Origin of the sequence: Streptomyces sp. MB09-01 (assembly GCF_033794505.1) — a bacterium.
Lineage (GTDB): Bacteria > Actinomycetota > Actinomycetes > Streptomycetales > Streptomycetaceae > Streptomyces.
In genome coordinates, this window is record NZ_JARAYQ010000079.1 from 18763 (window position 1) to 32733 (window position 13971).

14 protein-coding genes are annotated in these 13971 nt (G+C 73.7%); 7 read left to right on the forward strand and 7 right to left on the reverse strand.

The window, feature by feature from the left end; genetic code table 11:
* Positions 1 to 59 precede the first annotated feature (59 nt).
* The 3 genes from PV721_RS18525 (at position 60) to PV721_RS18535 (ending at position 3403) form a co-directional block, all read left to right on the forward strand.
* Positions 60 to 467: a single-stranded DNA-binding protein gene (locus tag PV721_RS18525; RefSeq protein WP_319725596.1), complete on the forward strand. Its 408-nt coding sequence runs from the start codon at positions 60 to 62 to the stop codon at positions 465 to 467.
* Between the two features lie 161 nt (positions 468 to 628).
* Positions 629 to 1813 carry a thioester domain-containing protein gene (locus PV721_RS18530; protein WP_319725598.1) on the forward strand — a complete coding sequence of 395 codons (1185 nt, stop codon included), beginning with the start codon at positions 629 to 631 and terminating at the stop codon, positions 1811 to 1813.
* Between the two features lie 105 nt (positions 1814 to 1918).
* Positions 1919 to 3403, forward strand: a complete 1485-nt coding sequence (locus PV721_RS18535) for a bifunctional phosphatase PAP2/diacylglycerol kinase family protein (RefSeq protein ID WP_319725600.1) — start codon at positions 1919 to 1921, stop codon at positions 3401 to 3403.
* A 6-nt stretch (positions 3404 to 3409) separates the two neighbouring features.
* Here PV721_RS18535 and PV721_RS18540 read toward each other — a convergent pair whose 3' ends face one another.
* The 3 genes from PV721_RS18540 to PV721_RS18550 all read right to left on the reverse strand — a co-directional run bounded on the left by PV721_RS18540 (position 3410) and on the right by PV721_RS18550 (position 5325).
* Positions 3410 to 3985: a hypothetical protein gene (locus PV721_RS18540; RefSeq protein WP_319725602.1), complete on the reverse strand. Its 576-nt coding sequence runs from the start codon at positions 3983 to 3985 to the stop codon at positions 3410 to 3412.
* Positions 3986 to 4058: 73 nt separating this feature from the next.
* Positions 4059 to 4874, reverse strand: coding sequence for a sulfite exporter TauE/SafE family protein (locus tag PV721_RS18545; RefSeq protein WP_319725604.1), 816 nt, complete (start codon positions 4872 to 4874; stop codon positions 4059 to 4061).
* Positions 4875 to 5097: 223 nt separating this feature from the next.
* The gene (locus PV721_RS18550) at positions 5098 to 5325 is read right to left on the reverse strand and encodes a hypothetical protein (protein WP_319725607.1); all 228 of its coding nucleotides are present in this window, start codon (positions 5323 to 5325) and stop codon (positions 5098 to 5100) included.
* A gap of 308 nt (positions 5326 to 5633) precedes the next feature.
* Between PV721_RS18550 and ettA the strand changes: the two genes are divergently transcribed.
* The 3 genes from ettA to PV721_RS18565 are packed head-to-tail and all read left to right on the forward strand — an operon-like array spanning position 5634 to position 8546.
* Positions 5634 to 7298: an energy-dependent translational throttle protein EttA gene (gene ettA / locus PV721_RS18555; protein WP_319725611.1), complete on the forward strand. Its 1665-nt coding sequence runs from the start codon at positions 5634 to 5636 to the stop codon at positions 7296 to 7298.
* 10 nt (positions 7299 to 7308) lie between these two features.
* On the forward strand, positions 7309 to 7788 hold the full coding sequence (locus tag PV721_RS18560) for a thioesterase family protein (protein ID WP_319725614.1): 480 nt from the start codon (positions 7309 to 7311) through the stop codon (positions 7786 to 7788).
* Entirely contained in the window at positions 7785 to 8546 is a 762-nt protein-coding gene (locus PV721_RS18565) for a hypothetical protein (protein ID WP_319725616.1), read from the forward strand. Before PV721_RS18560 ends, PV721_RS18565 begins: the two co-directional genes overlap by 4 nt.
* A gap of 20 nt (positions 8547 to 8566) precedes the next feature.
* On the opposite strand, the gene PV721_RS18570 is transcribed toward PV721_RS18565, so the two are convergent.
* The gene (locus PV721_RS18570) at positions 8567 to 8971 is read right to left on the reverse strand and encodes a globin (RefSeq protein WP_319725620.1); all 405 of its coding nucleotides are present in this window, start codon (positions 8969 to 8971) and stop codon (positions 8567 to 8569) included.
* A gap of 112 nt (positions 8972 to 9083) precedes the next feature.
* On the opposite strand from PV721_RS18570, the gene PV721_RS18575 reads away from it, so the two are divergent.
* The gene (locus PV721_RS18575; protein WP_319725622.1) at positions 9084 to 10073 is read left to right on the forward strand and encodes a methyltransferase domain-containing protein; all 990 of its coding nucleotides are present in this window, start codon (positions 9084 to 9086) and stop codon (positions 10071 to 10073) included.
* On the opposite strand, the gene PV721_RS18580 is transcribed toward PV721_RS18575, so the two are convergent.
* The 3 genes from PV721_RS18580 to PV721_RS18590 form a co-directional block, all read right to left on the reverse strand.
* Positions 10074 to 11102, reverse strand: coding sequence for an FHA domain-containing protein (locus PV721_RS18580; RefSeq protein ID WP_319725623.1), 1029 nt, complete (start codon positions 11100 to 11102; stop codon positions 10074 to 10076).
* Between the two features lie 44 nt (positions 11103 to 11146).
* A complete protein-coding gene (locus PV721_RS18585) occupies positions 11147 to 12472 on the reverse strand; it encodes a VWA domain-containing protein (protein ID WP_319725625.1) in 1326 nt (441 codons plus the stop codon).
* A 33-nt stretch (positions 12473 to 12505) separates the two neighbouring features.
* On the reverse strand, positions 12506 to 13971 hold a 1466-nt coding region (locus PV721_RS18590), incomplete at its 5' end, for a protein phosphatase 2C domain-containing protein (RefSeq protein ID WP_416371129.1).

The window sequence follows — 13971 nt, forward strand, 5'->3', positions numbered from 1 at the left end:
GGCTCGTAGCTCGTACGGATGGTCCGGACGGGCACGGACGACGGGGGAGGGCGGCCGGGATGAACGACACCCAGGTGACGCTGGTGGGCTGCGTGGCCACGCAGATCGACTACAAGGAAACGGTGAACGGTCCGTCGGCGCGGTTCCGGTTCGCGGTGACGCCGAGGTACTTCGACCGGCGCAAGGACGCCTGGACGGACGGGGCCACCAGCTTCTACACGGTGTGGGCGCGGCGGGCGCTCGCCGTCAATCTCGCCGGTTCCGTATCGGTCGGCGAACCGCTGGTGGTGCACGGACGGCTGCGCGTACGGGAGGACCCGCCCGACGGGGACGGCAAGCGGTGGGTCTCCGCGGAGATCGACGCTTCCTCCATCGGCCACGACCTGAACCGCGGGACGGCGGCCTTCCGGCGCGTGGTGCGGACGGACACGCCGCTGATGGCCACTCAGAAGGCGGCGGTGGTCTGAGTGTTCGAGACGGTTAGGATTCCCCGGTACTCACGGGCACCTGGGTCTTTGGCCCGAAGGGGAAGACTGTGTCGATTGCCGTTCCCGCATCCTCCGCTCCTGATCCCGCTCCTGGCTCCGCGCCTCGTCCCGCCGCCGGCCCGGTTCCTCGCTCCACTGCTGTGCCTGCTCCTCTCGAACCTCCCGCTGCGGTACGGGGCTCCGCGCGTCGGCCGCTGGCGGTGGCCCTGCTGGCCGCGGCCCTCGCCGCCGCGCCCGGCGCCCGGGCCGCCGCCGACTCCGACCCGGCGGCCCGGGCGCCGGAGGGCGCGAGCGCCGTCCTGGACGGGCTCAAGACGTACGGGCAGGCGGTCCTGCGCTCCGGGGACGGATCGGTTCGGCAGATCCCGGCCGGGCTCTACGAGATGCGGGTCGACGGCGGCGGCATGCTCCAGACGTACGGGGTCGGCGTGTCGGGCAACGCCCAGCCGCAGGCGCGGTACACCGAGAGCGGCTGGGGCGGCAGCCTGCTCGCCGGCAACCGGGAGGCGGGCCGGATCCGCTGGGTCCTGGAGCACTCCTACCCCCAGCTGAACGATCTGGCCGGGCTCGCCAAGGCGGCCGGGGCCGGGGCGCTCACCGCGGAGAGCGCGGCGGCCGGGACCCAGGTGGCGATCTGGCGGCTGGCGGACGGGGTGCACGTCGAGGCGGCCGACCCGGCGGCGGAGAAGCTGGCCGACTACCTGCAGCGGGCGGCCGGGCAGCTGCCGGAGCCGCCGGCCTCGCTGGGACTGGACCCGGGCGAGGTGTCAGGGCCGGTCGGCACCCGGCTCGGCCCGGTGACCGTGCGGACCGGGGCGCGGAGCGTGTCGGTCGTACCGGACGCGGCGGCCGTCGCGATGGGGGTGCGCGTGGTGGACGCCGAGGGGCAGCCCGTGGACACCGCCGCCAACGGGAGCCGGCTGTACTTCGAGGTGCCCGCGGGCACCCCCGACGGGACGGCCTCGATCACCGTCCACGGGGCGACCAAGGTGCCGGTCGGGCGGGTCTTCACCAGCGGGGTGCCGGCGCAGACGCAGGTCGTGGCGGGCTCCAGCGAGTCGGTGGCCGCCGCGACGGCCACCGCGCTGTGGCCGCCGGCCCCCGTGGCCGAGGCGGGCACGGCCTCCGGCTCGGAGGCGGTCGCGCTGGGCGCCCAGTCGGCGGCCGTCCCGATGACCTCCCCGGACGAGGAGCGGCTGGCGACGAGCGGCAGCTCGGCCGCCACCCCGGTCATCGCCTCCCTGGCGGTGGGCCTGGTGGTCCTCGGCGGCCTGGTGGTCCTGCTGCTGCGCAAGCGCCCGCTGGACGAGGAGGACGAGGCGTAGCCCTCTCGGGCGCTGCAGCACGCTCCCGGGCGGGTGCGGTGGATCCGTTGGGCCGGGTGGCCGCCGGGGCAGGTTCGGATCCGCCGCCCCGGGTAGGGGCAGGAAATGGCTGATCAGCAACTGACCTGGCAGGGTGCCGTCGCGCGATGGGACCGGCTGCTGTTCGACGTGGTGGCCAGGAGGCACTGGCCGGGGGCCGACCGGGTGCTGCCCCGGCTCGGGCGGGCCGCGAACCACGGCGTGCTGTGGGGCGGTACCGCCGCGGCGATCACCGTCTTCGGCTCGACCCGGGGCCGCAAGGCGGCCGGGCGCGCGGTCGCCTCGCTCGCGCTGGCCTCCGCGACCATCAACACCGTCGGCAAGTGGTCCGTACGCCGGCCGCGGCCGCTGCTGCACGGGGTGCCCGCGGTGCGGCAGCTGGCGACGCAGCCGCAGACCACCTCGTTCCCGTCCGGGCATTCGGCCTCGGCCTTCGCCTTCACCGCCGGGCTGGCGCTGGAGTCCCCGGGCTGGGCGGCGGCGGTGGCTCCGGTGGCCGCGTCCGTGGCGTTCTCCCGCGTCTACACCGGCGTGCACTACCCCTCCGACGTACTGGCGGGCGCGGCGCTGGGGGTGGCCGCGGCCGCAGTCGTACGCCGCCTCGCACGGGACGTGCAGGAGGCCCGGGTCGTGCCGGGTGACGAGCGGCCGGCCGCCGGGGCGCCCGCGCTGCCCGACGGGGCCGGGCTGACCGTGGTCGTCAACAGCGGGTCGGGGACGGCCGCGGCCGCGGCGCTCGACCTGCGCACCCGGCTCCCCGAAGCCGAGGTGATCGAGTGCGAGGGTGCCGAGCTGGTCCCCGCCCTGGCGGCGGCGGCCGAGCGGGCCACCGTGCTCGGGGTCTGCGGCGGGGACGGCACGGTCAACGCCGCCGCCACCGCCGCCCTGCGCGCCGGGGTGCCGCTGGCCGTGTTCCCCGGCGGCACCCTCAACCACTTCGCGATGGACCTCGGCCTCGGCGGCAGTGAGGACACCTGCCGCGCCCTGGCCGACGGGCACGCCGTCCGCGTCGGAGTGGGCCGCTTCTCCCCGGGCCCCGGGAATGCTCCGGCCGCGGAGCCCGGGTACTTCCTGAACAACTTCAGCATCGGCGCCTACCCGGAGCTGCTGGGCCACCGGCTGCGCTGGGGCCCGCGCATCGGCGGCGGCCCGGCCGCGCTGCTGGCGGCCTGGCGGGTGCTGCGCGCCCAGCGGCCCGTGCGGCTGCAGCTGGCCGGGCGGCCCCGGAGCGTGTGGCTGCTGTTCGCCGGCAACGGCACCTACCACGGCACCGGCCCCACCCCCCGACGCCGCGACAGCCTCGGCGAGGGCCTGCTCGACCTGCGGATCGTCTACGGCGGCGGACGCCCCGGCCCCCGGCTCCTGGCCGCCGCCCTCGCGGGCCCCCTGAGCCGCTCCCCGGTCCACACCGCCACCCGCCTGCGCAGCCTGCGCATCGGCGACGTCCCGAAGGGCACCCCGCTCGCCTACGACGGCGAATACGCCGAAGCCCCACCCGCCCTCGTCCTCGACGAACTTCCCGACGCCCTCACCGTCTACCGCCCCCGCTGATCCCGCTCACGGGCCGACCTCCGGCGGGCCGTCCGGCGCCGGACCCACCCCCAGGTCCGCCCGCATGGCGCCGCGCATGGCCTGCCACTGGTCCCCGACACCCGCCAAGGCGGCGTGTATCTCCTCGAACGACTGCCCGGGCCGCGGGTTGCCCTCCTCCAGGCGCATGGTCCGGCTGTAGGCGCGGGAGAGGGTCATGGTCATGGCGTCCAGCTCGGCCAGCACCGGGTCCGACGCAATCATCTGCGCCTCCGCGAATGCGGCGTGCATGGCGTGCCGGGCATCCTCCAGGTCCGCCCGTCCCTGGGGCGTGACCCCTCCCTTGTGGACGAGCCACAGGTAGTTCATGAGCTCCACGCGGTAGCGGCGGTAGCCGGCATTGGCCGTCACGTAGCACTGGCGCCGCTGTTCCAGCTCGACGATCTGCCGCTCGCGCCGCCACTCGGCGGCGGCCAACCGCTCCTGGCGCGCGAACTGCTCCGCCTGCACGCGGGCCGTCAGGCGTTGCGACAGGACCGACGCTATGAGCGTGCCCGTGACGCCCACCACCGCGACCGCTAACCCGATGAGTGCGCTTCCCACTGAACCCCCTGGCCGGCCGATGCCCTCATGTCGGGGGCATCCTGCCCCGCGACACCTCAATGATCTCGGCGGGTCAGCCGTGGCGGGCGAGTTCGGCCGCGGAGACGAGGAGGATCAGGGCCAGCACGGGGATGAGCACCAGGTCCGGGAACCCGCCGAGGAGCAGCCCGCCCAGCACCGCACCGGCGACGGAGCCCGCGGCCATGACCAGGGTGAAGCGGAGGTTCGCGCCGAGCACCGCGAAACTGCCGTCACGGCTGTAGCGGGCGAAGGCCACGAGCATCGTCGGCAGGGACACCAGCAGCGAGAGGCTTCCGGCGGTCTTGATGCCGACCCCGAACAGCAGCACGATCGTCGGGATCAGCAGCTCACCTCCGGCCACGCCCATGATCGCCGCGACCACCCCGATGCCGAACCCGGCCACGACCCCGCAGGGCACCTGCGCCCACAGCGGCAGCGCGAGCGTGTCCAGGGTGGTGGCGTGCGTGAGCAGCAGCGCGGCGGCCATGAGCACCATCAGGGCGGCCAGCACCTTGTAGAGGGTGGCGGATCGCATGCGCACCGCCCAGGATGCCCCGGCCCAGGCCCCCAGCAGGCTGCCGGCCAGCAGGTTGACCGCGACCGGCCAGCGCGCGGCCACCTCGGCGGCCGGGACCGCCGCCAGCCGGGCGGGCAGCGCGACCAGGACCACGACCAGGCTCATGGCCTTGTTCAGGATGACGGCCGAGAGCGCGGCGAATCCGAAGAGGCCGATCAGCAGGGGCAGGCGGAACTCCGCGCCGCCCAGCCCGATCATGCCGCCCAGAACGCCGATGGCCGCTCCCGCACCGAACACCACGGGCGTCGAGTGCTTCGAGCGGAGGGGGACGAGGCCCTGGTCAGCGGTCACGACGTGCATCCTCCCCAGGAGCCGCCCGAGCCCGCTACGGCACGGCCCCAGCTTCGGGGGAAAGCCACCGCGCGCCCGCCCGGGATTCGTCGCAAAGTCCACCGAGGAAGACCGAGGACGACCGACGACGATCCAGGGCGATCCAGGGCGACCGGCGCGACCGGGGCGCGAGGGATTCACCTCGCCGTGCAGAACCTACGACCAGGCTGAAAGGCCCCGCCGGTCAGGCGGTCTCCTGGCGCTCGGGCGCCTTCCGCGTCTTGACCCCGCCGACGATGAGCGCCAGCCCCACGACGAGGACGCCGAGGTAAGCGGTGGACGGGAGGTCGACGACCTTGTGCATCCAGCCCCACTCCGTGCCGAAGAAGGTCTGCGAAGCGAAGCTGACCAGCCCCTGGGCTCCTACGACGTAGCCGATGCTTTCGATGGTGTATCCGATGGTTGTTCGCACGGATCAACCCTCTCGCGGCGGTGCCGCAAGATCGTCCTCCGCAGGGCCGAAAACACAGTAGGCCAAACGATGCAGTCGCTTGCGGAGAGCGCTGGCACAGCACCCCGCCGCGGCCGAGGAGCGGTCGACACCGACGGCGCGAAGCCTCCAGCGGCTACCCATGACGACCAGCGGTGACCAGAGCGTGAGACCCGCCCCCGGGGCGCGCCCCGGCTCAGGGGCCCGGACCATACGCGTTTCCCCCGAGGTATGGACGCCTGGCAAGATGGGGTGTATCTGCCCACCATCGATCTGCCGGACGGTTTCTCTTGGCTGAGTTCATCTACACCATGCGCAAGACGCGCAAGGCGCACGGCGACAAGGTGATTCTTGATGACGTCACCCTGAACTTCCTGCCCGGCGCGAAGATCGGTGTGGTCGGCCCGAACGGCGCCGGTAAGTCCACCGTTCTGAAGATCATGGCGGGCCTGGAGCAGCCGTCCAACGGCGATGCCTTCATCACGCCCGGCTTCACCGTCGGCATCCTGATGCAGGAGCCCAAGCTCGACGAGTCGAAGACCGTTCTGGAGAACGTCCAGGACGGCGCCGCCGATGTCATGGGCAAGCTCAAGCGCTTCAACGAGGTCGCCGAGCTGATGGCGACCGACTACACCGACGCGCTCATGGACGAGATGGGCAAGCTCCAGGAGGACCTGGACCACGCCAACGCCTGGGACCTCGACGCCCAGCTGGAGCAGGCCATGGACGCCCTGGGCTGCCCGCCCGGCGACTGGCCCGTCACCAACCTCTCCGGTGGCGAGAAGCGCCGCGTCGCGCTCTGCAAGCTGCTGATCGAGGCCCCGGACCTGCTCCTCCTCGACGAGCCCACCAACCACCTCGACGCCGAGTCGGTGAACTGGCTGGAGCAGCACCTCTCCCAGTACAAGGGCGCCGTCGTGGCCGTGACCCACGACCGCTACTTCCTGAACAACGTCGCCGAGTGGATCCTCGAGCTCGACCGCGGGCGCGCGCACCCGTACGAGGGCAACTACTCCACGTACCTGGAGAAGAAGGCCACCCGTCTCAAGGTCGAGGGCCGCAAGGACGAGAAGCGCCAGAAGCGCCTCAAGGAAGAGCTGGAGTGGGTGCGGTCCAACGCCAAGGGGCGTCAGACCAAGTCCAAGGCCCGTCTGGCCCGCTACGAGGAGATGGCGGCCGAGGCGGACAAGATGCGGAAGCTGGACTTCGAGGAGATCCAGATCCCGCCGGGCCCGCGCCTCGGTTCCATCGTCGTCGAGGTCAACAACCTCTCCAAGGCCTTCGGCGACAAGGTGCTGATCGACGACCTGTCCTTCACCCTGCCGCGCAACGGCATCGTGGGCATCATCGGCCCCAACGGCGCCGGCAAGACCACGCTCTTCAAGATGATCCAGGGTCTGGAGGCGCCGGACTCCGGCTCCGTCAAGATCGGCGAGACCGTCAAGATCTCGTACGTCGACCAGTCCCGCGCCAACATCGACCCCAAGAAGACCCTCTGGGCGGTCGTGTCGGACGAGCTGGACTACATCAACGTCGGCCAGGTCGAGATGCCGTCCCGCGCGTACGTCAGCGCCTTCGGCTTCAAGGGCCCGGACCAGCAGAAGCCGGCCGGCGTCCTTTCCGGTGGTGAGCGCAACCGACTCAACCTGGCGCTGACGCTCAAGGAGGGCGGCAACCTGCTGCTCCTCGACGAGCCCACCAACGACCTCGACGTCGAGACCCTGTCCTCGCTCGAGAACGCGCTCCTCGAGTTCCCCGGCGCGGCCGTGGTCATCTCCCACGACCGCTGGTTCCTCGACCGGGTCGCCACGCACATCCTGGCGTACGAGGGCGAGTCCAAGTGGTACTGGTTCGAGGGCAACTTCGAGTCGTACGAGAAGAACAAGGTCGAGCGTCTCGGCGCGGACGCCACCCGCCCGCACCGCGCCACCTACAAGAAGCTCACCCGAGGCTGAGGTAGCCGTCATGGCCAGACACCACTACCGGTGCCCCCTGCGCTGGGCGGACATGGATGCCTTCGGGCACGTCAACAACGTCGTCTTCCTCCGCTATCTGGAGGAGGCGCGGATCGACTTCATGTTCCGCCTCGCGCCGGGGGAGGGCAGCGAATCCTTCACGGGCGGCTCCGTCGTGGCCCGCCACGAGATCGACTACAAGCTGCCCCTCGTGCACCGTCACGAGCCGGTTCTCATCGAGTCCTGGGTGACCCGGATAGGCGCCGCGTCCCTGACCATCCGCTACGAGGTCAAGGACGAGGCGACCGCGGACGCGCCCGAGACGGTCTACGTGCGAGCCGAGACCGTGGTCGTGCCCTACGACCTCGCCGCGGGGCGGCCCCGCCGCATCACGGCCGAGGAGAGGCGCTTCCTGGAGGAGTACCTCGACGAGCCCGTGACCGCGTCCGCGTCCGCTTCCCGCGGCCGGGAAGGACGCCTCGCGGCATGAACGAGCAGCTGCGCTTCGCCGATTCCGGGGAGGCGGCGGACCTCGCCGCCTTCCTGGGCCGGCTGGTGCACTACGACCGCGCCGCCGCCGTCCGCCTCCAGGCGCTCGGCGGCGCGGTCGGCGTCTTCGGGCGGCCGCCGTCCTTCGAGGTCCTGGCCATCCGTACCGTGCGGCTCGCCGCGCCCGTCGCCGCGCCGCTCGACCTGACCGTGTCCGCCGGCGAGCTCCTGGAGTCCGTCGACGAGGCCTCGGCCGCGGCCACCGTGCCCGGGCCGGTCACCGGACCGCCCTGGACCGGGGTGCTCCCGCCCCGCGGCGGCTGGCGGCAGCTTCCGGGGCTGCCCGGCCCCCGGGCGATGGGAGAGGCCGTCGCGGCCGCCGTCGCCGAGTTCCGCGCCCGCGACGAGGCTCTGCCCGCGCAGCACCGGACCCGGTCCGAGCGCGACCGCATCGGCCGCGAGATCTGGTCCCGCACCCTGGGCGACACCGAACTCCCGCTGCGTGCCGTGCACGCCGCGCAGTCCCTTGGCTTCCTGCGGCCGGTACGGGCTGCCGTGCCCGCCTCCTCCGCTCCCGCCTCTGGCGCCCTCGCCTCCTCCGCTCCCGCCTCTGGCGCCCCCGCGTCCGCCGCCCCCGACTCCGTGGCGCTGCTCGCCGCCGGAAGCTGGCTGCGGCTGCGCACCCCGTACGGCTCCGTCGCAACCCGCCGCCCCGGCGTCACCGGCGGCCTGGGCGCCCTCACGGTCCGTCCGGTCTGATCCGCAGGACGGGCCCCTGCCTAACCCGCCGTATTGATCATCGACGCGGCGGCGTACGTCAGGTACTTCCACAGCTGCGCCTCGTGCTCCGGCGCCAGGCCCAGCTCGTCCACCGCGACCCTCATGTGCCGGAGCCAGGCGTCGTGCGCCGCCGCGTCCACCTGGAACGGCGCGTGCCGCATCCGCAGGCGCGGGTGCCCGCGGTGCTGGCTGTAGGTGGTCGGCCCGCCCCAGTACTGCATCAGGAACAGCGCGAACCGCTCCTCGGCGGGGCCCAGGTCCCCCTCCGGGTACATCGGGCGCAGCAGCGGGTCTTCCGCGACCCCCTGGTAGAAGCGCCGGACGAGGCGGCGGAAGGTGTCCTCGCCGCCCACCTGCTCGTAAAAGGTCTGCTCCTGCACCGTGCCCCGCGGAATCTCATTCACCCGACCATCGTCTCAGACACCCGGACGGAGGACCGGGGGCCTAGGACTCCTCACGGGGGCCGGCCGGGGCCGCGCGTTCGCACGTGGAGGCCCTGCGCAGGACAGTGGAGGCATGGGCGCACACACCGCACGCACCGAGACGCGCGATCTGCGGGAGACCGCGCACGCCGCCCAGGTGCGGGAGCTGACCGCGGCCGGGGTGCTGGAGGATCCGCACTGGCGGTCGGCGTTCGCCGCCGTGCCCCGGCACCTCTTCGTCCCCTACTTCTGGACCGGCCGCGGCGCCGGCCACGAGCGGCTCTGGGCGGAGGATCCCGATCCCGAACGCCGGGCCCGCTGGCTGCGCGGGGTCTACGTCGACACCCCGCTGGCGACCCGGCTGCGCGACGGCCGGCTGGTCTCCTCCAGCAGCCAGCCCTCCCTGATGGCGAAGATGCTGCACGCCCTCGACGTGCACGACGGCGACGACGTCCTGGAGATCGGCGCGGGCACCGGCTACAACGCGGCCCTGCTCTGTCACCGGCTCGGCGAGGAGCACGTCACCACCGTGGACCTGGACGAGGAGATCACCGAGTCCGCACGGGCGCACCTGGCCCAGCTCGGCTACCATCCGGCCGTGGTCACCGGCGACGGCGCGCGCGGCTGCCCCTCCCGGGCCCCGTTCGACCGGATCATGGTGACCTGCACCCTGCCGCTGATCCCGCACGCCTGGCTGGGGCAGTGCCGGCCCGGGGCGCGGATCCTGGCCCCGCTGTCGACCGGACTGATCGCGCTCACGGTGCGGGACGCCGACTTCGCGGAAGGCCGCTTCCTGCACACCGCGGCGTACTTCGTCCCGCTGCGCGGGGCCACGGCGGCGGAGCCGCCCGACCCGACCGGGGCGGCGTACGGGCTCCCGTACGAACTGGTGGAGAACGAGCGGTTCCAGTTCATGCTCGTGCTGACCGCGGGCGTACTGCACCCCCGCGAGGCCCTGGACCTGTGGCGCAGCGAGGGGCGCCCGGCCCGCGAGCGCTTCGGGGTCTCGGTCAGCGCGGAGGGCCAGTGGTCGTGGCTCGACGATCCCCAGGGGCCCTACGTGTGGCCCCTGGGGGAGGCGTGATCAGCCGCGGCGGATGGTGATCGTGGTCCAGGCGCCCACGTGGACGCGGTCACCGTCGGTCAGCGGGACCGGGACGTAGGGCTGGATCGGCTCCTCGCCGCCGTTGATGGTGGTGCCGTTGGTGGAGTTCTGGTCCACCACCGCCCAGCTGAGGTCGGGCTGCTGGACGAGGACCGCGTGCTGGTGGGAGACGCCCGGGTCCTCCGGGGGCACCGACAGGTCGATGTCGGGGGACTCGCCCGTGGAGGCGCGGCGGCGGCCGATGGTGATCTGGCCGCCGGCGAGCGGAAGGTGCTGCTCCGGGGAGTAGGCGGGCAGGTTGAGCCCGGCCGCCTCGGGGCCGCTGCGCTGCATCATCGCCATGAAGTACGAGCGGTCGGGGCCGATCGTCGCGGACCAGGCGCCGCCCTGGGGCGGGTACGGCTGGTGCTGCTGCGGCGGAGGCTGCTGCTGGTACTGCTGCTGCGGCGGAGGCTGCTGCTGGTACTCCTGCTGGTACTCCCGCTGTTGCGGCGGGGGCTGCTGCTGGTACTGGGGCTGCGCGGGCTGCTGGTACTCGTGCGGCTGCTCGTGCGCGGGCGGCGGCAGCAGCCAGTCGTCCTCGCGCTGCAGCGGCTCGGCCGGCCGGTTGACCCGGGACGGCCGCGAGCCCTGGTACTCGAAGTGGTCCTGGGAGTAGTTCCCAGGAGCGGGCACGGGCGGCGGAGGCGTGCCACCGGGGCCGGGGCCGGGAACGGCACCCGCACCGGTCGGCTGCGGGCCGGGGTCCGGCGCCGGCGGCGCGTACGAGGTCGCCGTACGGGTCAGGAAGTTGTACCGGCACTCCTCGCAGAACGGGGCCATGGCCTCGCGCGGGGTGCGGCACTGCGGGCAGAGCTCGGCCTGGGCGGTCGGCTCACCGGCGGTCGGGGGGAAACCGTAGCCGTAGGAGGGCACCGCGGGGGGGCCGTCCGAGGCACCCATGCGGTGGCCGCAGACCTCGCACCAGTCGTCGGAGGCGGACTGGTGCCCGTTCGGGCAGGTCGGCATGGCGGCGCTTCCCCCTTCTTCTCCCTGCGTCTTCACGTCAGGTCTCAGGTCTTCTTCACTCGGACGGTCTGCGTCGATCGCGTTTCGAGAGTCATCTCGTCGGCATCGGCGACCTTCGCTTTCAGCCGCACAGTACCCGCCACGGCGTCCACGACATCCACCACCTTCGACAGCAGTCTTGCTGTGTCGGCGTTCCCGGAGGCACTCGCCAGTTGTACCGCGCGCCCCAGTTTGGCCGTGGCCCCATCGACATCGCCCAGTTTGCGGGCCTCCAGGCCCTGTTGGATAGCCTGCGCCAGCTCCGCCTGTCCGGTGTAGTGGGCGACCTGCGGGCTGATGGCGGTGGACGCGGCGAGATCGGTCGTCCACACCGCGCGCACCAGGCCCTGGGCGAGAACGGTCTCGGACCCGCCCGCCGTTCCCGGCAGGACGAGCGTGGTGCGGGCGGCGAGCATCTCCTGGCCGACGGCCGCGCCCGGGACGCGCACGCACACGTGGTACTCGCGGGACTCGTCGCCCCACGAGCCGGTGGGATAGTCGCCGGCGCGCGGGCCCGCCGCGGTGCGGCGGTCGGTCAGGTCCTGGACGGTCGGCGCGACCTGCTTCACGTACTGGATCTCGGCGCCGACCGGGGTCCACAGGCGCAGCGCGACGTCCGCGACCTCCTTGCCCATGACGTTCTCCATCATGCGCGTGAAGTCCTCGGTGAGGTGCGCCGGGTCGGCCACGATGTCGGCGGAGCCGAGCAGCGCGCTCGCGATGCCCGTGACCTCCTTGACCTCCCAGTCGGTGCCCACCCCGCGCGCGTCGCAGGTGAAGCGGCCCGCGCAGGCGTCGAGGGTGGCCCGGAGCACGGCCGGCTCCTCGTGCTCGTTGCGGCCGTCGGTGAGCAGGATGCCGTGCCGGATGACGGCCGTCGAGCTGCGCAGCAGGCCGTCGGCGAGGCGCAGCCAGGTGCCGATGGCGGTGCCGCCGCCGGAACTGAGCCCGCGCAGGGCCTCCTTGGCCTGGGCGCGGGTGGCCGGGTCGGCCACGGCGAGGCGGCCCTGCCCCGGGTAGACCTCCTTGGCCACGTGCGTACCGGCGATCACGGCGAAGGAGGTGCCGTCGCGCAGGGTGTCGACGGCCGCCGCCGTGGCCTCGCGGGCGCCCCGCATCTTCTCCGCCGGGTACTCCATGGACCCCGAGCAGTCGACCATGATCACGACGGCGGCCGTGCCGTCGGCGGCAGCCGCCCGGGTGGCGGTGGCACCGCCGGTGGCGGTGACCGTGACGATGGCGTGGACGTCACGCCCGCCCTCGGGGAGGAACTCGTTCTGGTACACCTCCACGCTGAAGCGCGGGGCGCTCGGCTTGGCGAAATTCGCCATCGGTGGGACTCCTAAGGGGCTCGGGCAGGCGGGTCAGACCTGCGGGCGCGCTTCCGGTTCCGGTCGTGCTGCCGGGCCCGGCTCCACCCCGGGGCCCTTTTGCTCCTCGGGGTCCGTGGCGAACGGCACCACGGCCACAGTGACGTTGTCGTGGCCGCCGCCGTCGAGGGCGTGCCCCACCAGCACCTGCGCGCTGTGCAGCGGGCGGGTCGCGGCGTCCGCGGGCAGCACCTGGGCCATCTCCCGCGCGGACTCCGCGTAGTTCCACAGTCCGTCGGTGCAGACCACCACCACCCCGGGGTGGTCCGGCTTGAAGGTCGCGGTGTGAGGTTCGAGCTCGTACGCGTCGGCCCCCAGCCAGCCGGTGATGGCGTGCGCGCGGACGTCCGCGTAGGCCTCGGCCTCGCCCATCAGCCCGGCGGCGACCATCTGAGCGGCCCACGAGTCGTCCTCGGTGAGGCGGCGGGGCAGCGCGGCGCGGTCGTCGGGCACCCAGTAGGCACGGCTGTCGCCCACCCAGCCGATGGTCAGCAGGCCACCGCTGACGACGGCGCCCACCAGGGTGCAGGCGGGGGCGTTCTGTGCGCCCGGGGTCTGCGGGGCCAGGGCGTTCACCGCTGCGGCGGCGGCCAGGATCGCCTCGTGCATGGCCTCCTGGGGGTGCGCACCGCGGGGGAGCGCGTCCAGCAGTGCCTCGTTGGCGGCGCCGGCCGCGGCGGCCGAGGCCTCGTCGGGGCGGCTCGCGGAGGAGACGCCGTCGCAGACGATGGCCACGGTGGCGGCGGATCCGTCGGGCAGGGCGGTGGCCGCCACGGCGAAGGAGTCCTCGTTGCGGTGGTGGCGCAGCCCCCGGTCGCTGACGGCGGCGACGCTCCCCAGTTCCTCTTCGAGGTGGTCCCGCTCCCGGGGCTGTGCGTGCCCGCAGTGCTCGCAGTACCCGTCGGTGTCCACGTGGCCGGCCCGGCAGGCGACGCAGGTCTTCCCGCCGGTCGCTCCGCCGGACGGGGGCGGGGTCTCGTACGCGGCTTCGGCGGAGCCCCAAGGCGTCCCCTCCGGGGGCGTGCCGGAGCTGCCGTCGGGCCGGTCGTGGCGGGTCTCGGCGCCGTCCGCCCAGTTCTGCGGGCCCGAGGGCCCGGACGGGCCGCCCGGCGCCGGCCCGGAGCCCTCCGGGGCACTGCCCCGCGGCCGGCCGACGTGCCCCTGCTCCGGGGCGGATCCGGAGGCGTACGGGCCGTCCCCCGCTCCCCAGGCAGTGCCCTCCTGTGGCGCGCCCGCGCCGTACGGGCTCTCGTGGCCCGCGCTCCCGTACGAGGCCCCGGCCGGGCCCGGCTGCTGCAGGAGCCCGGGCTCCGCCGCAGTGGCGCTCCAGCCGGCCGGCTCGTCGACCAGCGTCGGCGCGGCCGCGGCCACGCTGCCCCAGCCGGGCGCCGGCACGGCGGCGTCGTGGGACGCGGCGTGGACCGGGGCGGCGGCCGGGCTCCCGTAACCGCCCGCGGGGG